The sequence below is a fragment of the Bacillota bacterium genome (genome assembly GCA_013314855.1).
Classification (GTDB): Bacteria; Bacillota; Clostridia; order Acetivibrionales; family DUMC01; genus Ch48.
Genome location: JABUEW010000080.1, coordinates 1 through 19,264 on the forward strand (window position 1 = coordinate 1; position 19,264 = coordinate 19,264).

Sequence of the window (19,264 nt, forward strand, 5' to 3'; positions counted from 1 at the left end):
AAATATTATTAAATTCTATTCAAATTATTTTGCGAGTTTGATTTGCCCCGAAGTGAATTTACAGGCTCTTAAGACTTGGAGCATTTAGTTACTGGAAGCATTTTCTTCATAAAAATAAAATGCGCCCCCTTCAATTGGACGCATTTTCTTCAAGTGAGCTTACTGCGGCAACGGTCGAGATGACGAAGAAATCCGGGTTTAAAGCACCACGGATGGTGCGAAAAGCGATGTTTAAGACAGGATATTGCATCATCGCATGCCCGGATTTCAAGGAATCCAGACATTCATACATAAAAATATACAAACAAGATGATATCACCTTTTCGCTTTGGGTTTTGATGCGACAGAAGCTAAATAACCAAAGAATACCGCTGCTGCAATCCCCGCAGCTGCTGCCCTTACTCCACCTGTAAATGCTCCCAGTATCCCGTACTGGTCAACATCCCTAAATGCACCCTTTGTTAAAGTATGTCCAAAACCAGTAAGAGGGATTGTTGCCCCTGCTCCCCCAAAATCAACTATTTTCTGATATATACCAAGGGCTCCCAGTACTGCACCGGCTGTAACAAACAGCACCAGTATTTTTGCCGATGTCAATTTTGTTTTATCAATAAGTATCTGTCCAATAGCACAAATAGTACCTCCCACTAAAAATGCATATAAATATTTTAATACCATTATATCATCTCCTAAACAAGTTACGTTTTTTTATGATTCAATAGTAACCGCATGGGCTATTGACGGAATTGTTTCTCCCTGCTGCGTGCTTGTAGGGCTTAATAATGCCCCTGTTGCTACAAGCAACAACTTTTTCAGGTTTCCTCCAAGCATTTCCTGGTAAATGTATCCTGCAAATACAGCGGCAGAACAAGCACAACCGCTTGCTCCGGCATGTACATCCTGTTTTTTTCTATCGAATATCAGCAATCCGCAATCATTAAGCTTCTCACTTATATTAAACCCCTGTTCATTTACCATTTCTTCACAAATAGCTTTACCTACAATTCCCAAATCCCCTGTTAAAATTAAATCATAATAATCAGGTGTAAGCCCTGTATCTTTGAAATGATTTACTATAGTATCAGCAGCTGCAGGCGCCATAGCACCTCCCATGTTATTGGCGTCTTTTACTCCCATATCTACTATTTTGCCTGTTGTAACATAGGTAATATGTGGACCGGGACCCTGGTTTGAAATTAGTGCCCCGCCACAGCCCAAAACCGTCCATTGAGCGGTTGGAGGCCTTTGCGTCCCCAGTTCCAGAGGGAATCTGAATTGTTTTTCGGCAGAACAAAAATGGCTAGAAGTTATGCATACTACATTGTCGGCAAAACCTCCATCAATAAGCATGGCACCAATACTTAAAGATTCGCACATGGTTGAACAGGCCCCATATATTCCTAAATAAGGAGCACTGGACCCTCTTAAGCCGAAAGTGGTCGCAGTGCACTGATTTAATAGGTCTCCCGCGATAACATAATTTACATCTTCCGGCGCTTTACCAGCCTTTTCTAATATCCTTGACCAGGTTTCTCGTACAATTTTGCTTTCAGCTTTTTCCCAGGTTTTTTCACCCCACATTTCATCATCTATAACTAAATCAAAGGTATGTCTTAATGGGCCATCGCCTTCTTTCGGACCCACAATTGATGCAGTGGATATAACAGCGGGAGGGGTTTTAAACTTAACAGTCTGTTTTCCCAATCTCTTATCAGCCATCAAATCACCTCTTTATCCATTTTACTAAATACCTTCTTGAGTTTCCTTTTAAATACCTTTCAAAATGCAGTATTAGTACTGTACTTATTTTAACAAATAATATATTATACCTGCGATAATGGATGCAGAAATCCCATATACAAGCACGGGTCCCGCAACAACAAACATTTTTGCACCTACTCCCATAACATATCCTTCACTTTTAAATTCCATTGCAGGAGAAACTATGGAGTTGGCAAATCCTGTTATAGGCACAATTGAACCTGCTCCGGCAAACTTACCCAAATCATCATATATATTTAAGCCGGTAAACAGAACACCAAGAAAAATCATTATAATTGATGTAATGCTACCGACAGTATCCTTATCCATGCCCCTTGCACTAAAAAAATTATTAATAAACTGCCCTATTATACATATCAGCCCACCGACAATAAATGCTCTTATTGTATTCCTCAAAATTTTCGATTTAGGCGACTTTCTTTCAACATACTCACGATATTCTTTATGGGTAAAATCCTTTACCATTTTTTTATTCATACTTTTAAACTACTACCTCCTTTGTTCCGACTAACCGTACTTTGTTTACAAATACACCCCTTAAGGGTATTTTTTCAGTCTTTTTATTGGTCAAAGCAATTAATAATATGATAGCGGCAATTAACGCTGCAAATCCTAATACTATAAGCATTGTCCTATATTTTTGAAGTATTTCAATCATAAAAATACACTCCTATCACTAATTTTCATACATCAAATAGTATGAGAAAATTATAAAGACAATATTCAACATGTAATTGTTACATTTTTGCAATTGAAATAACAGGAGATTTACTTGGAATTCATTTTGACATGATTTTTTTTCTTAATTCCTTTAATATCTTTTTTTCCAATCTTGAGACTTGTACCTGGGAAATACCTAACATCTTGGCAATTTGTGCTTGGGTTTTCTCTTTAAAGTACCTCAGTACAATAATTTGTTTTTCTCTAGGTTCCAAAGTATCCAATATTTGCATCAACGTTATTTTATCGATAAGTTCAGATTCGCTGGGATAGGCTTCGCTATCTACTCTATCAATAAGCATTATGGGAGAATTATCTCCTTCAGAAACATTATTATATAAATATTCAGGTGTATAAGTAGCCTCAAGCGCCATTGCGATTTCTTCAGGAGTTATATCAAGGCGTCCCGCTATTTCTGCCACTGAAGGTTCCCGCCCCAATTCTTTGAGCATAATTTCTTTCGTAATTTTTACCTTATTTGAAGTTTCTTTTAATGAACGGCTTACTTTTATAAGTCCGTCATCCCTTATAAACCGTTTAACTTCTCCAATAATCATTGGTACGGCATAAGTAGAGAATTTAACATTAAAAGAGCTGTCAAACTTATTTATGGCTTTCATTAAACCTATACACCCAATCTGGAAAAGATCTTCCGGTTCATAACCTCTGTTTTGAAACCTTTTCACAATACTCCACACAAGGCCAATATTCTTCTCAACCATTATTGACTGGGCTTCTTTGTCTCCGTTCTTTGCCTTTTCTATCAATTCAATAGTATTAATATCGGAAAAACTACTCATTTCCATCATAAACCTTTCATTTGTTTCATTAAACTTTCAATAATCTTTTATTTCATTAGGGACTTAAATGTTTTAAACATAACTACCGTAGTACCTTTACCCACTTCTGTTATAACTTCGACTTTATCCATAAAAGTTTCCATAACAGTAAATCCCATTCCTGAACGTTCCATTTCCGGTTTGGATGTATATAAAGGCTGCCTTGCCAAATCGACATTTTCAATGCCTTTTCCTTCATCTGTAATAGCTATTTCTATAGAATCAGGATAAAGTTTACAATTCATTCTTATTTCCCCGGTTTCATTTTCATATCCATGGATTATAGCATTAGTTACTGCTTCAGATACAGCGGTCTTAACATCAGCCAATTCTTCTACAGTAGGGTCAAGTTGGGATGCAAAAGCTGCCGCCACAATCCTTGCAAAAGATTCATTACTCGATTTGCTTGGAAATATTAATGTCATTTCATTTATTGGTTTCATTTACTACTCCCCCCTAATCATTTTAACAGCACTATCTACCTCAGAATATATAGGAATTATACTAGATATTCCGGAAATATCCAATAAACGGATAACTTGCGGGTTAGAGCAGGCAATTGCGACTTTGCCGTTTATTTTTACAATATTTTTATAACGGCCCATTATTACTCCAATACCCGAACTGTCCATAAAAGTTAAGTTTGAAAAATCGAAAACTATATTTTTTGTGGTAGGTTTTATTATTTCATTTTCAATTTTCTGTTTTGCATATTCTGCAGTATGGTCATCTAACTCACCGTAAAGCCTCACAATAAGTGTATTACCTCTGTTAGATAATTTTATCTCCAACGTATATCCTCCTTTGGCTATTTTGGTTATTATTGTTAATAAGATATTCTCTTTTCCTTTTGAAATTCCTTCATAAAAAAATGAAAACTTTTGTTGAATATTGAAATATTGTCGCCACTAAACGACAAAAGTCAGGCTCTCTTGCTTGACTTTTGCTCTTTTTTTAAATCCATGCCGTCTTTTGCTATTTTTTCCAGCCTGCGGAGCCTATGGTTTACTCCCGATTTACCTAAAGGGGGCTCAAGCATTTCCCCAAGTTCCTTTAGGCTCGCATCACTATATTGCAATCTTAATTCAGCTATTTCCCTAAGGTTCTTCGGTAGTTTATCAAAACCTATATAATCTCTAATGTATTCAATATTCTGAATTTGCCTTACCGAAGCGTTTACTGTTTTTTCAAGATTTGCCGTTTCACAGTTCACTATCCTATTTACATTATTTCTCATGTCTTTAAGTATTCGGATATTTTCCATATTCAGTAAAGCTGAATGAGCTCCAATTATATTCAAGAAATCAACTATATGGTCTCCTTCTTTAAGATAAATAACATAATAACCCTTCCTCTTTATAATTTTAGCGTTTAAATTATAATCGCTAATCATCTCTTTCAACTCATAAGCCAGTAAGGGAAACCTGGTTGTCAATTCAATGTGGTAAGTTTTTTCAGGGTCACTGATAGACCCTCCTGCCAGAAATGCACCTCTCAAGTAAGACCTTTTGCAGCAGGAATTTGTAATAATTTTTTTCACATCCTGTACTATAGTGGGGAAATTCCGCCTTTCATCCATATTTAACTGTATATTTAAATCCTTAATAACCTTATTTGCGTTATTAGGGTCAGCTATTGTAAGTATATAAGAAGTATGTTTTTTCAGTTTTTTACCTTTCCTGCATTTTACTTCAACAGAAAAACCTAATAATTCCTTAAATAATAAATATGTTCTCCTTGCAAAAGCTGCATTTTCAGTAATTATTGTAATATCCATGCTATTATCTGTAAAACTTATTATCCCACCTATTGCAACAACTGCTGCCAATTCAGCTTTAAGGCAACATTCTTCCTTTATATTTATTCTACAAAGCTCATTTTTAACTAAAGAAGAAAATGACAAACCCTACACCCCCTCTAAAATATCCTCCACATACGCACGAAATACTTCTCCAACGCTCCAAGCCTGAGCTATACAACCGCGTGGAAAATAAGGCCGGTCTCCGTCAAATATTTCGGAAATTGTCCCTATACACCCATCTTTCATATGGTCCTTAAAAGGTTCTATAAACATTCGAACCTTTTCTGCAGGTAACCCCCTTTTCCCATAAACCTTTACAAAAGCAGTTATAAAATGTCCTGACAGCCATGCCCAGGAAGTGCCCTGGTGATATGCACTATCCCTATTATACTGGTCTCCTGTATATGTGCCCTTATATCCATCCTCTTTTGGTGAAAGGCTCCGTATTCCAAAGTCTGTATACAGTTCTTTTAATACCCTCCGGACAATTTTTTCGGCCTTTTCCCCTTCTATTACAGCATTAGTGATACTTACCGCCAGTATTTGGTTTGGACGTACTCTGCTGTCTTTAAAATCCTTTCCTATTACATCATAAAGGCACTGTCCTTCCTCATTCCAGAATGATTTTTCAAAATTTGCCTTAACTTTTTCTGCTATTTTATTGTAACAAGCTCCATCCTCTCCGAATCTGTCTGCCAGAGCCGAAATAACTTTTAAGGCATTATACCATAAGGCGTTTATCTCTACTGCCTTACCATGCCTTGGAGTAACAGCCAGGCCGCTGGCCTTTGCATCCATCCAGGTTAACTGGGTAGACAGGTCTCCGGCGGATATTAAAAAATCTTTTTCCATTTTAATGTGAAATTGAGTCCCATTCATATACGCATGTATAATTTCTTTTAGTGTTTTATAAATATGCTCCCTTATAAATAAATAATCTTTTGTGTAATCAGTATACTTGCTTACTGCCTCAAAATACCATAAGGAAGCATCTACAGTATTATATGCAGGAGAGTGGCCTGTGTCGGAAAACATATTTGGAAGAAGTCCATCCTTTACATATTGGGAAAATGTATACAATATTTGTCTTGCATCATCAAACCTCTTTGTAACCAGTGTAATACCCGGCAAGGCTATCATTGTATCCCTTCCCCAGTCGGTAAACCAGGGATATCCTGCAATAATTGTTTTTGAGCCGGTGGATTTTCTATAAACAATAAACTTATCAGCTGCTATGGTAAGTTTTTGGGCAAAATCATCCTTATAACCCGCTGTATCTAATAGAGCTTTTATCCTTTCTTTTTCTTTTTTAATTAAGACAAGGCCATCTCTTTCCTTTATCTCGTTTTCCAAGGTAGCAACAATAGTTACACGTTTTTCTTCATCAGGGCCTACCTCAACATCAAAATACCCGGGAATAAAGTGGTCTTCCAAAGGATACAAGCCTCTTTCCTGTTCAGCAGGATAATACATATTAATAAACCAGCAGTCATCCTTCAAGGTAAAATCAGCCTCGCTACAAGTAATTGTAATATTAATTCCCGCCAGATTGTAAGGATTTATTACAACCCCCCTTGGTATTTTGGACTTTTTAAAAATCATATGGCTTTTATTAGAATTGTGGTGGTAATTCCTGAAATTTACTAATGGAGTAAGCCTTAATTTTAAGCCCCTACTCCCATTAATTATACGGTATACTATGGCAACAGTATTCTCCCCATAAACCATTGTCACCTTTTTCTCTATAAAGACATCCTCAACATTATAGATAAAAACCGGTAAAGGGTCGTTTATAAACCGCTGCTGGTATTTAAAACCTTCCATTGTATAATCAGGAGTTCTAAAAGAATACAAGTTATAAGATTCATTACCTATCATTATTGTTTCATCAATTTTTGAAAGTATAAGGTGCCTCTCGACAGGAGGATTAAGAGAAGCTACAAGCAGGCCGTGGTACCTTCTTGTATTTGCTCCTATAACGGTCGAAGATGCATATCCTCCAATCCCGTTTGCCAACAACCACTCCTTCTCTATTCCTCTCTCAAAAGTCCTCCAGTTTTCTTTTCCAAGCTGCATACCAAGTACCTCGTTTCATTTCTTGCTTTATTTTAAGTCAACGCTCTTATTTTTTGCCTTTATCTCTTTCAATATCCCTGTGGTCAATTATTACACTATACTGCTTATCGGAAAGCGTCTGGTAAAGCAATTCTCCAATGGCCACAGACCTGTGCCTTCCGCCGGTACATCCTATACCTATTACCAGTTGTGATTTTCCTTCTTTTATATAGTTGGGTATTAAAAAGTCCAGCAAATCTATAAGCTTTTCAAAGAAAACTACAGTCAATTCATTATTCAAAACATAATCCTTTACTGCTTCGTTTTTACCGGTAAGTTTCCTCATAGATGGAATGTAGTAAGGATTGGATATGAACCTTACGTCAAAAACCAAATCACAATCTATAGGAATACCATATTTGAATCCAAAGGAGATAATGCTGATTATCATACCTTTGAATTCTTTGCCTTTTAAAAATATATTATTAATTTCTTCTTTTAACTGGGCCGGTGAAAGATTCGATGTATCTATTACATGGTCCGCACTCTTTTTTATTTCTTGAAGTATTTGTCTTTCTTCATTTATTCCGTCTATTACTCTCCCAGAATGGGCCAGGGGATGGCTTCTCCTGGTTTCTTTGTATCTTTTGACAAGGACATTGTTTGAAGCCTCAAGAAACAATATTTTATAATTAAATCCCAAATCTTTAAGAGCTTCAAGGCTGGGGAAAAAATCATTGAGAAGCTCTCGTCCTCTTACGTCAATAACAAGGGCTATTTTATTTATTTTACCACCGCTGCGGGAGACTATTTCTGCAAACTTAGGGATAAGTGCCGGAGGTAAATTATCAACGCAAAAGTATCCCAAATCCTCCATATATTTTGCAACCAGGCTCTTTCCCGCTCCGGATATTCCTGTTATTACTAAGAATTCCATTTGTACCTCCCAAAAATTTATCTTATGTCCTATTCCATTATTCCTCACCGACAATTTTTACTTCTGTCTCCAATTCCAATCCATATTTGTTTTTTATAGTATTTTGAATATATTTTATAACACTAATTACATCCTGAGCAGTAGCTCCACCGGTATTTACAATAAAACCGCAATGCTTCATTGAAACCTGTGCCCCGCCGATACTATACCCTTTCAGTCCGCACTCTTCTATAAGAGGTGCAGTGTAATACCCTTGAGGTCTCTTGAAAATACTCCCTGCACTGGGCATATCAAGAGGTTGGGTTTTTTTTCTTTTAGCCGTCAAGCATTCAATCTGCTCTCGTATCTTTGCCTTATCGTCTTTATAAAGTTTTAACCAGGATTTGAGAACTATACCCCCATCTTTTTGTATAAAGCTTGTTCTGTATCCGAACCGGTGTTGCTCCCCCTCCAGTGTTTTTATTTTACCATCAGGGCTTATGTACTGTGTTTTTATTACCACATCCTTCATTTCTCCTCCATAAGCACCGGCATTCATTGTAACAGCCCCGCCCAAGGTACCCGGTATGCCTGAAGCAAACTCCAAACCTGATAATGCATTTTCCAGGGCTATTAAAGAAAGCTCGGAAAGAAGTATTCCCGCTTCTGCTTCTATAACATTATCATGAATAGAATATTTATTTAGTTTTTCTCCTGTTTTTATAACAACTCCCCTTATTCCTTTATCCCTAACTACTAAGTTGGTACCGTTGCCCATAATAAAATACGGTACCCCTTCTTTTTTGCATAAATTCAATACTTTATCCAGCATGGAGATGTTTTCAGGGGTGACAAGTATGTCTGCAGGCCCTCCCACCTTAAATGAAGTATGGTTTTTCATAGGCTCATTTATTTTAATATTATCTTTTCCAACAATACCTTCTATAATTCTTACAAAATTTTTATCGGCCAAAAATTTCAGCTCCTTTATGCAACTTCACATTAACCACTATAATGTATATTATGCATCATTTTTTCTCCTGTTGATTTCTCTCATCATCCTTGCATTAATTCTCTCGTTCAAGACCTTCGCAGCATTATATCCCATACTTTTCTGCCTGTTATTCATTGCTGCCAGCTCTACAATTATTGCCAGGTTTCGTCCAGGCCTTACAGGTATTGTCAATGAAGGAACCATTATCCCTAATATATCCGTATAGTCTTCTTCAAGGCCTAATCTATCATAGCTTTTATTTTTATCCCATAGTTCCAAATGAATAACGAGGTTTACAGTCTCCTGGACTTTTACGGCTCCCATTCCATATAGGTTCTTCACGTCCAGTATTCCTATTCCTCTTATTTCTACAAAATGCCTTATGATGTCGGGAGCAGTACCAAGTAACGTAGTATTAGACACCCTTCTAATTTCAACAACATCATCTGCAATAAGCCTGTGTCCTCTCTTTACTAGTTCCATTGCAGTTTCACTTTTACCTACACCGCTTTCACCCAGTATGAGTATCCCTTCCCCGTATACTTCAACCATAACGCCATGTTTGATTATTCTCGGAGCTAGCTGCACATTTAAATATTTTATAAGTCCGCTTACAAAATTGGATGTTATGTCTTTAGTCCTCAGTATTGGAATTTGGTATTTAGATGAAACCTGCAGCATCTCATCAAAAATTTCCAATCCCCTTGTTACAACAAGACAAGGAAACCCCAATTTAAAATAGGCGTCCAGCCTTTTGTACCTTTCTTCAGGCAACATGGTTTTCAGGAAACTTGTTTCAACCATTCCCACTATTTGAATGCGGTCATTTCCGAAGTTTTCCATATACCCGGTAAGCTGAAGGCCTGGCCTGTTTATATCAGATGTGGTTATTACAATATCATCAATTATACTATGACCATTTATTGTTTCAAGCTGGAAATCGTCTATTACTTCCTTTAATGTAACCGAATACTCCTCTCTCATAGCCGAATACCCCCAGTTCACACTACATTAGTGGCGGATAGTTGAATATTTCTACCCCTTATAATACCCGTCATTTTAATGGCGGGTAATTTTAATCACTTACCTTTTCTACTTAAATATTCATCTATTGCAGCGGCGGCTTTTTTACCGGCCCCCATGGCAAGTATCACGGTCGCAGCACCCGTTACTGCATCTCCTCCTGCATAAATCCCATCAAGGCTTGTTGCTCCTGTTTCTTCATCAACTATAATTCCACCCCACTTATGGGTATCCAATCCTGGAGTGGTTGATTTTATTAATGGGTTAGGAGTTTGTCCTATAGCAATAATAACTGTATCCACATCCACTATATGCTCTGATCCCGGTTTTGGCACAGGTCTTCTTCTTCCTGAGCTGTCAGGCTCCCCTAATTCCATTTCAATACATTCCATGCCCTTTACCCATCCGTCTTCAGTGCCTATAATCCTTGTAGGATTTGTAAGGAGTTTAAATATAATCCCTTCTTCTCTCGCATGGTGAACTTCTTCCAGACGAGCAGGCATCTCAGCTTCCGATCTCCTATAAACAATGTATACCTTCTCAGCTTCAAGCCGCTTTGCACTTCTGGCAGCATCCATGGCAACATTACCGCCACCTACAACAGCTACATTTTTTCCTACCTTTACAGGAGTATCACATTCAGGGAACTTATATGCCTTCATCAGGTTGATCCTTGTAAGGAACTCATTGGCTGAATAAACTCCATTCAGGTTTTCTCCCGGTATCCCCATAAAACTGGGCAAGCCTGCACCTGTTCCAATAAAAACTGCTTCATAACCCTCATTTTTAAGTTCATCCAAGGTTAATACCTTGCCGATAACCATATTTGTTTTTATTTCAATGCCTAGTTGTTTTATTGTATCAATTTCTTTCTGTACCAAAGCTTTAGGAAGCCTGAATTCCGGTATTCCATACACTAAAACTCCGCCAGGCGTATGAAATGCTTCAAAAATAGTTACGTCATATCCCATTTTTGCTAAATCGCCTGCGCAAGTTAAACCTGCCGGGCCGGACCCAATTACCGCCACTTTCTTGTCTTTCTTTTCGATCTTTATCTCTTCGGTTTTTCCATTGCTCATATGCCAATCAGCAACAAACCTTTCAAGCCTTCCTATCGCTACAGGTTCTCCCTTTTTGCCCCGGATACAATATTTCTCACACTGGGTTTCCTGGGGACACACCCTACCGCAAATAGCAGGTAAACTATTTGTTTCTCTTATTTTTTGGTATGCTTCTTCAAATTTCCTTTCTGCTACAAGCGAAATAAATTCAGGTATTTTAACATTTACAGGACAACCCTCCATACAGGGTCTGTGTTTACAATTAAGGCACCTTTGTGCCTCTTCTATTGCCATTTCTTCAGTATACCCAAGCGCTACTTCAAGAAAATTCTTATTCCTTATATACGGATCCTGTTCCGGCATTTTTACTTTTTTTAAAGACATGTTAGGCATTCTTTATTCCCTCCAACCTGCAAGTATGTTGTTCCAAAGCTTTCTTTTCTTCTTCTTTATACATTTGCTGCCTTCTTATTGCTTCATCAAAATCCACTTCATGCCCGTCAAAGTCGGGGCCATCCACACATGCAAACTTCGTTTTCCCCCCAACCGTAACACGACATCCGCCACACATGCCTGTGCCGTCCACCATAATAGGGTTCATGCTTACTATCGTCTTTATGCCATATTCTTTTGTAATTCCGCTTACAACCTTCATCATTATTAAGGGGCCAATAGCAATGACTAAGTCATACTTATTACCCTCTTCAATAAGTTTCTTTAAAACGTCGGAAACAAACCCTTTATTGCCGTTTGAACCATCGTCGGTAGTAATAAAAAGCCTGTTGCTTACTTCCTCCATTTCTTTTTCAAGTATGATCAAATCTTTATTCCTAAAACCCATAATCACATCAACTTGGGCCCCCATACTAAAAAGCTTTTTAGCCTGGGGATAGGCAATAGCACTTCCCAACCCTCCTCCTACCACGGCAACTTTTTTGACATCACCATAATGGGTTGGTATGCCAAGTGGGCCGACAAAATCAAGAATTGCTTCTCCCTCATTTAGTGTACCCAGCAATCTTGTAGTTTTACCGACTTCCTGGAATATAATGGTTACAGTGCCTTTCTCTCGATCAAAGTCGGCAATGGTCAAAGGAATTCTTTCACCATTTTCATTGATTCTTAGAATAATAAATTGCCCCACCTGAGCTTTTTTTGCAATATATGGAGCCTCCACCTCCATTAGTTTAACGAAAGGGTTTAAAACTTTCTTCCTAACTATTTTATACATTGGGCTACCCCCTTCTTCGGGTTATACTCTAATTAATTTTATATTTAATAATCCCTTTCGTCAACATTATGTTTTATCCTACGTTGGGGTAGCAGTATATTTCGCCGCGGTAATTTCTCATTATTACATTGCCGTCCTCCATAGAAATTACATACTCCGGATTGATCGGTATTTTACCTCCTCCGTTTGGCGCATCAATAACAAAGGTGGGAACTGCATAGCCTGAAATATAACCTCTTAGGTTTTGCATTATTTCAATACCTGTTTCAACTTTTGTCCTGAAATGCCCTATACCCTGGGCAATATCGCATTGGTAAAGATAATAAGGTCTTACTCTGGCCTTTACTAATTTCAAGAACAACTCCTTCAAAATCTCTGCCTTATCATTTACACTCTTTAGAAGGACACTTTGGTTACCAAGAGGTATACCTGCATCAACGATTTTTTCGCATGCTTTTACTGCAGCATCAGTGACTTCTTTAGGGTGGTTAAAGTGGGTATTTATCCATATAGGATGGTATTTTTTCAACATGTTTACAAGGTTGTCGGTAATCCTCATGGGAAGTACAACAGGTGTACGTGTACCTATTCTTATTATTTCCACGTGAGGTATTTCCCTTAACCTCTGTATTATATGCTCCAACCAGGTATCTGCCATAATAAGAGGGTCACCCCCGGATAAAAGCACATCCCTTATTTGACGATTGTTCTTGATATACTCAATAGCTTTTTCCAAGATTTTTTCACTAATAGAAAAATCTTCTTCTCCAACCATTCTCCTCCTGGTACAATGCCTGCAATACATAGAGCATTTATGAGTAAGCAAAAACAGTACCCTGTCAGGATACCTGTGAACAATATTTTCTACAGGAGAATAAATTTCTTCACCAAGGGGGTCAGCCATATCACTCTCCTGGACAACCAACTCTTTTACAGATGGTATCGCCTGGAGCCTTACAGGGCAATTAACGTCATCCGGGTCAATAAGCATAGCATAATAAGGCGTTATTGCCATCCTAAACCTCTCCAGGCAAAGATTAATTTCCCGCTGTTCCTGCCTGGAAATTCTAATAACCTTGCTTAACTGTTCAACTGATACAATTCTGTTCTTTATCTGCCATTTCCAGTCATTCCACTCTTCAGTATCAACATCTTTCCATATGTCAACAGTTTTATAATCCCGCATATCCATCCCTCCATCAGTTTATGGGCTTCATACCATACCTTTTGAGAGCACTGTTCAATACCATTTTAATCAATGTCCCATAATCTATTCCGTTAAATTCACCTATCATAGGGAAATCGCTATATCCTGGTGCAAGCCCCGGTAAAGGATTAATTTCAAGAAAGTATACCTCTCCCTCCAAGGATAATCTGAAATCGATCCTGGAAAAATCCCTGCATGAGAGAGATTCATAAATTTTTTTTGCCGTCCTCACCATTTTCTCCTCAATTTTCTTTCCTAACTGTGGCGGACAGATATATTCAACGTACTCCTTGTAATTCTTCTTTACAGTGTAGCTGTATATATTGTATTTTTCCTCCTTTTTCTTATATTTTATCTCCATAGGAGGAAAAACTATTGTCTCGTCACCATTACCAATAATGCCGACAGTAAACTCCCTACCCTTTATATACTCCTCAACCAGCATTGGCTGCTTATACATTTCATAGTTCTTCTCAATCAACCCTTTTAATTCATCATTATTATTAACTATGGCAAAATCCGAAATTCCCTTGCTGGAACCTTCTGCATTAGGCTTTACTATTAAAGGGAAATTCAGTTTTTTGATAAATTCGGATGGGTGTTTAATAAGCTGATATTTTGGAGTTTTAACCCCAAAAGTAGTTAAGATTCTTTTTGTTAATGCCTTGTCAAGAGCAATACATAAGGTGGTTTCATCAGAACCTGTGAAGGGAATATGCAGAAAATTCAAAAGGGCAGGTATGTGTGCTTCTCTGCCTCTTCCATCCAATCCTTCTGCAATATTAAAAACAATATCCGGTTTCATTTGAACTAATCGGCTTATAATGCCAGTATCAGCTTCCAGAAGTTCAACCGTGCAGTTTAGTCTCTCCAATGCTTCCTTTATTGCATTTACTGTCTCAATGCTGTCAAACTCAGCCTCAATATCTTCGATATTGGATTTAATGCCTTTTTTCAAATTATAGGTCAACCCTACTGTATAGCGGTGACCGCCGGGTAAAGGGTCTGTTGATTCTAACTCCAAATTAATCATCCTCCTACACACGCAGTTTTTAATTACCGGACATATAAATTATTATTAAATATTTCAGTAATTAAAGTTCAATTCTATAATTATCAACAGCCGGAAGATAGAGAAAACTGCTTTATCTTCATGAAACTGCTATGTATCCGGGAGTTGGTTTTCATTGAATTGAGCTATAAATACTTCTTTACAATTATAACAAAAACAGTAATAAAATAAATAGTTAAAATTCATTGTTTTACATCATTTATTTATGTTTTAAACAGATTTAACGGATTATGATTACATATTGTTTTATATTGAAATTTATTGTCTTTTTTATTAGTTTTGAAGATTTATGTAAACTATGCAAAACAGGCTTGTCCTTTAAGTTTAATAAAAACACTTAAAACAAACATGATAGGGCCTGTTTCATTTGAAAAATAAGAATTTAAACCTGAAAAATAAAGCATCAAAAAACAAGTAATAATAATATGTTCATTATGTACAGGCCCTATAAAGTTAACAATGAGAACTTTGAAACTTCATTGGTTAATCCAGAGTTAAGCCAATACCATCTTCTTCACGGCTGTATCCTGTTCCAAAATAACCACAGCACCAAAATATAAGCAAAAATAAAATTATAAACCATAGTACCGTGTCATTTCCCAAAATATTACTTAGAAAACTTTTATTTTTCCCCACTGACTTATACCTCCCCGTTAAATTTAGAAACATTTTCTATATCATATTATTCAAAATGCTGCTATTTTGTTACGCAAAAATAATCTTCTTGATAAGTAAATATTTATGATAGATAATGGGTATATTAAATATTGAAAAAAAAATAAAAAAATTTTTTATTTTTTGCTTGACATTAATTACTTTTTATGTTACAATTTAGTTATATTAATACTTTGTTATTATTTTTAACATTTTATATATTTTTTTCAATATTTAATAAAAAAGGGGGAAAATAACTATGAAGAAATGGGGTAAAATTGTTCCGATTATTATGCAATTGGCAGGTATCATAGCTCTTATATTAACAGGAGTTGCTGCAATTAAATGGCGCTAATAGCAAGGTTTCAATGAGGTTTCAAGTTGCAGGCATTGCTGACAAGTCTAAAAACATTATCTGCCCAAACTTAAAATTTTGAGCTTTAGGAATTAATTCCCAATTACTTACAATTTCTATGTTACATAATTATAAAAAATAGCCTTTTTGAGGCTATTTTTTGCTTCTTCAAACAGGATTATTTTCTGTCATTAATATACAATTTTATCAATTTCACTCCCAAAACTTGATTCTGGTGCAGAACGCAAATAAAATCATCATTAAATTTGCTTTATTTTTAATTATCAAGAAGGATTTTGTATTTATACATCGAATTATTATACTTAGTATTGTTAAAATTAAACTTTTAATAGGCTACCACTATACGGTAATTAATATTTTATTTTACTACAGGAGTTTAGACTATGCGAAAAATTAATAGACAACGGGATTATATTCTTAGGTTCAGGTATGTATATGTTTACCTGATTGCTTTCAGTGCAGCTCCATTAATTGTAGTTGCTACACCTCGTATTAGTTTTAACAGATGGCCTTATATATTGTTTTGGCTTTTGCTTGAGATAGCTGCAGATTTGAGACCCTTCAGAAGCATATTTTACATTGAAATGGATATATCATTATCTTTTGCAGTCCAGATGGCTATGGTAATTCTTCTGGATACCTGGGAGGCAGTATGGATTGTAATAATTGCAACTTTAATTGTCGAAATTATTTCAAGAAAACCATGGCATAAGGTTTTGTTCAATATCGGTCAATATAGTATTTCCCTATTGTTAACAAGCCTTGTTTTTCATTCCCTTAAGTTATCTCAGGGTAACATTAATCTTGACATCATAAGAGATTTACCTGCCACATTGATTGCAGTTTTGGTATATTATTTACTAAACACATTTTTTGTTTCTGTAGTTATCACCTTGTTTTCTGATAATAGATTCATAGATATTTTTTTCAATGATTATAAAAGTATTGCTGCCTTCTATTTTAGTAATACACCAATCAGCATCGCAGCCTCCCTTCTTTACAATGAACAGAGACCTTACACTATCCTAATTCTGGTTCCATCTCTTATAATGGCTAATCAGACATTGCGCTGGTATCATAGCTTACATATACAAACAGTTGAAACCCTTAATGTTGTCGCTGATATTGTTGACGAACGTGATAAATATACTTATTCCCATTCATTGCGTGTTGCAGAATACTCACGTAAAATCGCTCAAGAACTTAACCTTCCTTCAGATGTAGTAAACGAAATAGAAACTGCCGGTCGTGTACATGACGTAGGAAAAATAGCAGTAGAAGATTCTATACTTAGAAAACCCGGAAAACTAACAGAAAAAGAATATGATATACTCAAGAAACATCCTGTAGTAGCACATCGCTTGCTCAAGAATCTAAAGCCTTACCAAAATGGAGCAAAGTATGTTCTTTACCACCACGAGCGCATAGATGGTAAAGGATATCCGGAAGGTATATCCCGAATGGCCATACCTTTAGGAGCACGTATTATTGCAGTTGCAGACAGTTATGACGCAATGACTTCAGACCGCCTTTACCGTAATGCTTTGCCTCAATGGATTGCTGTAGAAGAACTTAAGAAATATTCAGGTATCCAATTTGATCCTGTTATTGTTGAAGCTTTTATCGAAGTATTGAAAAGGGATTATGGGTATAATGAAAATTCTAAAGAAGCCGTAAAAAATTTGCAAAATATTTGAGAAGGAGGAAATAGTCAAATGTTTATTCTTTATGCAGTAATTCTTGGTATAATAATAGGTTATCTAGTGGGAGGAAAAGTGAAATTTATTGTTCAAAAGCCCTTAAAGCATATTTGGCTTGCTATATCCGGATTTTTAATACAAATTCTGATATTTTCCAATATTACAGGTTTTCAATTTGAAAAGACTACTATGGTAATACTTTATGGAATATCTTATATTCTAATTCTTTCTTTTGTGTTTATCAACAGAAAAGTACCGGGGATAATGTTAATTGGCATAGGAATAATACTCAACGCAACTGTAATTTTTTTAAATGGTGGACATATGCCTGCCTCTATAGAAAGCCTTGAAAAAACATCTATCGGGAAACAGGCTGAAATATTACGCCAGGGATCCACCACAAATAATTCCCAGACAATAACTGAAGATACCTTGCTTCCCTGGTTGGGTGACATTTTCTATATTCCTTCATGGATGCCGTTCTCAAATGTTTTTAGCATTGGTGATGTACTTATAGCTGTCGGTGTGTGCGTATACCTTATACTCGGCATGAAACCTGCAAGTACAAACCTTGCCGATACAAAATAGGGCTATTCTTTTGAATCTCTTCTGACCGGTTTTTACGGTTTTAATTTAATCTAATATTGAACTCTTTCCAACTCCCAACATATTCACATTGTAAGCACATTGTAGCTTCTTTTATTCATAGCTACTTCCCCCTACTCTTATATATAATTAACAGACCAACAAATATAAATAATAGAGGCCAGAAATACCTGTTATAGAACCAACCGAAATAATCCCTGGTAAGAAGGAAGATACCCAAAAAAACAAGTCCCGCTCCTACAATAAACCTGCCTTTCTCAGGGTCAAATACTGATACTGGTTTATTGTTTTTCTTATCTTCATTTGATGTAGCTTGATTACCATTATTATGATAGTCATTATTTTGAAAATTTGAATTGTCTAAATTCCCATCAGTAACATCCTTTTCTTCAGGGACTATTATTATTGCAATAATATAGGCTAATATACCTATACCATAAGTAAAGCTTATAAGTACCCAGCCAAGCCTGACAATTGCAGGGTCAATATTAAAGTATTCTGCAATTCCTCCGCAGACCCCCGAAATCATTTTATTTTTCCTTGAACGGTATAATTGTTTTTGCATAAAAAAGCCTCCCCTTTAAAAATAGCTACCCTTTACTTTTGCCTATATCTTTATCAATTATGCCGTATATGCTCCATGCCCTGGTTAAAAAGCTGTAAAATGTGGTCATCATCAAGAGAATAAAAAATTGACTTGCCCTCTTTTCTAAATTTAACAAGTCTCATCGCCCTTAAAACTCTTAATTGGTGCGATATGGCTGACTGTGTCATATCAAGTATTTCAGCAATATCACAAACACACATTTCGTGCTTTGAAAGGACATATAGTATTTTTATTCTAGTTGGATCTCCTAAAACTTTAAACACTTCGGAAAGTTTTACTGCATCCCCTTCTTTTATCATATAAGCCTTTACAACATCAATTTTATCCTTATGCACTTCTACAGATTCACATCTGTCATCACAGCTATCAACCATCTTAAAAATCTCTCCGCAAAATTATTATACAAAATTCAAAATAATTATAACGATTTACTTGATACAATTATATTATATTGTCGGAAACCAGGTATGTCAATGTATTAATGTAGTTGATGCAGGACCTATTCATAAAAACTCAAACTTTTTACCCTAAATCATTCATAGTACCCAGATTATTCCATATGACGTTTATCAGTTTTAAAAAATAAAACTTTCATTGTCACAAATGAAGACATGCCTGTA

The 19,264-nt window shown here is 36.2% G+C and carries 21 protein-coding genes; 2 read left to right on the forward strand and 19 right to left on the reverse strand.

The features are described from left to right. Nucleotides 1-315: 315 nt before the first annotated feature. The 17 genes from spoVAE to HPY74_13645 all read right to left on the reverse strand — a co-directional run bounded on the left by spoVAE (nucleotide 316) and on the right by HPY74_13645 (nucleotide 15,337). Nucleotides 316-678, reverse strand: coding sequence for a stage V sporulation protein AE (gene spoVAE / locus HPY74_13565; GenBank protein NSW91676.1), 363 nt, complete (start codon nucleotides 676-678; stop codon nucleotides 316-318). A gap of 30 nt (nucleotides 679-708) precedes the next feature. Further along, on the reverse strand, nucleotides 709-1,719 hold the full coding sequence (gene spoVAD, locus HPY74_13570) for a stage V sporulation protein AD (protein NSW91677.1): 1,011 nt from the start codon (nucleotides 1,717-1,719) through the stop codon (nucleotides 709-711). Between the two features lie 84 nt (nucleotides 1,720-1,803). Then, nucleotides 1,804-2,247: a stage V sporulation protein AC gene (gene spoVAC, locus HPY74_13575; GenBank protein NSW91678.1), complete on the reverse strand. Its 444-nt coding sequence runs from the start codon at nucleotides 2,245-2,247 to the stop codon at nucleotides 1,804-1,806. 16 nt (nucleotides 2,248-2,263) lie between these two features. After that, nucleotides 2,264-2,440, reverse strand: coding sequence for a hypothetical protein (locus HPY74_13580; protein ID NSW91679.1), 177 nt, complete (start codon nucleotides 2,438-2,440; stop codon nucleotides 2,264-2,266). Between the two features lie 121 nt (nucleotides 2,441-2,561). Continuing rightward, nucleotides 2,562-3,311, reverse strand: a complete 750-nt coding sequence (gene sigF, locus HPY74_13585; GenBank protein NSW91680.1) for an RNA polymerase sporulation sigma factor SigF — start codon at nucleotides 3,309-3,311, stop codon at nucleotides 2,562-2,564. A 38-nt stretch (nucleotides 3,312-3,349) separates the two neighbouring features. Continuing rightward, nucleotides 3,350-3,784, reverse strand: coding sequence for an anti-sigma F factor (locus HPY74_13590; protein NSW91681.1), 435 nt, complete (start codon nucleotides 3,782-3,784; stop codon nucleotides 3,350-3,352). Nucleotides 3,785-3,787: 3 nt separating this feature from the next. Next, a complete protein-coding gene (spoIIAA, locus tag HPY74_13595; GenBank protein NSW91682.1) occupies nucleotides 3,788-4,132 on the reverse strand; it encodes an anti-sigma F factor antagonist in 345 nt (114 codons plus the stop codon). A gap of 131 nt (nucleotides 4,133-4,263) precedes the next feature. Next, nucleotides 4,264-5,244, reverse strand: a complete 981-nt coding sequence (whiA, locus tag HPY74_13600) for a DNA-binding protein WhiA (GenBank protein NSW91683.1) — start codon at nucleotides 5,242-5,244, stop codon at nucleotides 4,264-4,266. 3 nt (nucleotides 5,245-5,247) lie between these two features. Beyond that, nucleotides 5,248-7,218: a glycogen debranching enzyme N-terminal domain-containing protein gene (locus HPY74_13605; protein ID NSW91684.1), complete on the reverse strand. Its 1,971-nt coding sequence runs from the start codon at nucleotides 7,216-7,218 to the stop codon at nucleotides 5,248-5,250. 46 nt (nucleotides 7,219-7,264) lie between these two features. Further along, the gene (rapZ, locus tag HPY74_13610; protein ID NSW91685.1) at nucleotides 7,265-8,134 is read right to left on the reverse strand and encodes an RNase adapter RapZ; all 870 of its coding nucleotides are present in this window, start codon (nucleotides 8,132-8,134) and stop codon (nucleotides 7,265-7,267) included. 37 nt (nucleotides 8,135-8,171) lie between these two features. Continuing rightward, a complete protein-coding gene (murB, locus tag HPY74_13615; GenBank protein ID NSW91686.1) occupies nucleotides 8,172-9,086 on the reverse strand; it encodes a UDP-N-acetylmuramate dehydrogenase in 915 nt (304 codons plus the stop codon). 48 nt (nucleotides 9,087-9,134) lie between these two features. Further along, on the reverse strand, nucleotides 9,135-10,091 hold the full coding sequence (locus HPY74_13620; GenBank protein ID NSW91687.1) for an HPr kinase/phosphorylase: 957 nt from the start codon (nucleotides 10,089-10,091) through the stop codon (nucleotides 9,135-9,137). 95 nt (nucleotides 10,092-10,186) lie between these two features. Then, a complete protein-coding gene (gene gltA / locus HPY74_13625; GenBank protein ID NSW91688.1) occupies nucleotides 10,187-11,584 on the reverse strand; it encodes an NADPH-dependent glutamate synthase in 1,398 nt (465 codons plus the stop codon). Beyond that, the gene (locus HPY74_13630) at nucleotides 11,577-12,422 is read right to left on the reverse strand and encodes a sulfide/dihydroorotate dehydrogenase-like FAD/NAD-binding protein (protein ID NSW91689.1); all 846 of its coding nucleotides are present in this window, start codon (nucleotides 12,420-12,422) and stop codon (nucleotides 11,577-11,579) included. The genes gltA and HPY74_13630 overlap by 8 nt, the downstream gene beginning before the upstream one ends. A 73-nt stretch (nucleotides 12,423-12,495) precedes the next feature. Then, nucleotides 12,496-13,608: a lysine 2,3-aminomutase gene (gene ablA, locus HPY74_13635; protein ID NSW91690.1), complete on the reverse strand. Its 1,113-nt coding sequence runs from the start codon at nucleotides 13,606-13,608 to the stop codon at nucleotides 12,496-12,498. A 13-nt stretch (nucleotides 13,609-13,621) separates the two neighbouring features. Beyond that, nucleotides 13,622-14,662 (reverse strand): ATP-grasp domain-containing protein, encoded by a 1,041-nt coding sequence (locus HPY74_13640; protein ID NSW91691.1) that lies wholly within the window; start codon nucleotides 14,660-14,662, stop codon nucleotides 13,622-13,624. Nucleotides 14,663-15,184: 522 nt separating this feature from the next. Beyond that, nucleotides 15,185-15,337, reverse strand: coding sequence for a hypothetical protein (locus tag HPY74_13645; GenBank protein ID NSW91692.1), 153 nt, complete (start codon nucleotides 15,335-15,337; stop codon nucleotides 15,185-15,187). A 777-nt stretch (nucleotides 15,338-16,114) separates the two neighbouring features. Between HPY74_13645 and HPY74_13650 the strand changes: the two genes are divergently transcribed. Together HPY74_13650 and HPY74_13655 are read left to right on the forward strand one after the other, a co-directional pair. Further along, nucleotides 16,115-17,428 carry an HD-GYP domain-containing protein gene (locus HPY74_13650; GenBank protein ID NSW91693.1) on the forward strand — a complete coding sequence of 438 codons (1,314 nt, stop codon included), beginning with the start codon at nucleotides 16,115-16,117 and terminating at the stop codon, nucleotides 17,426-17,428. Between the two features lie 18 nt (nucleotides 17,429-17,446). Then, nucleotides 17,447-18,019, forward strand: a complete 573-nt coding sequence (locus HPY74_13655; protein NSW91694.1) for a DUF5317 domain-containing protein — start codon at nucleotides 17,447-17,449, stop codon at nucleotides 18,017-18,019. A gap of 121 nt (nucleotides 18,020-18,140) precedes the next feature. Here HPY74_13655 and HPY74_13660 read toward each other — a convergent pair whose 3' ends face one another. Both HPY74_13660 and HPY74_13665 read right to left on the reverse strand, forming a co-directional pair. Continuing rightward, entirely contained in the window at nucleotides 18,141-18,602 is a 462-nt protein-coding gene (locus HPY74_13660; GenBank protein NSW91695.1) for a PspC domain-containing protein, read from the reverse strand. 53 nt (nucleotides 18,603-18,655) lie between these two features. Next, entirely contained in the window at nucleotides 18,656-19,018 is a 363-nt protein-coding gene (locus HPY74_13665) for a winged helix-turn-helix transcriptional regulator (protein NSW91696.1), read from the reverse strand. Nucleotides 19,019-19,264 lie beyond the last annotated feature (246 nt).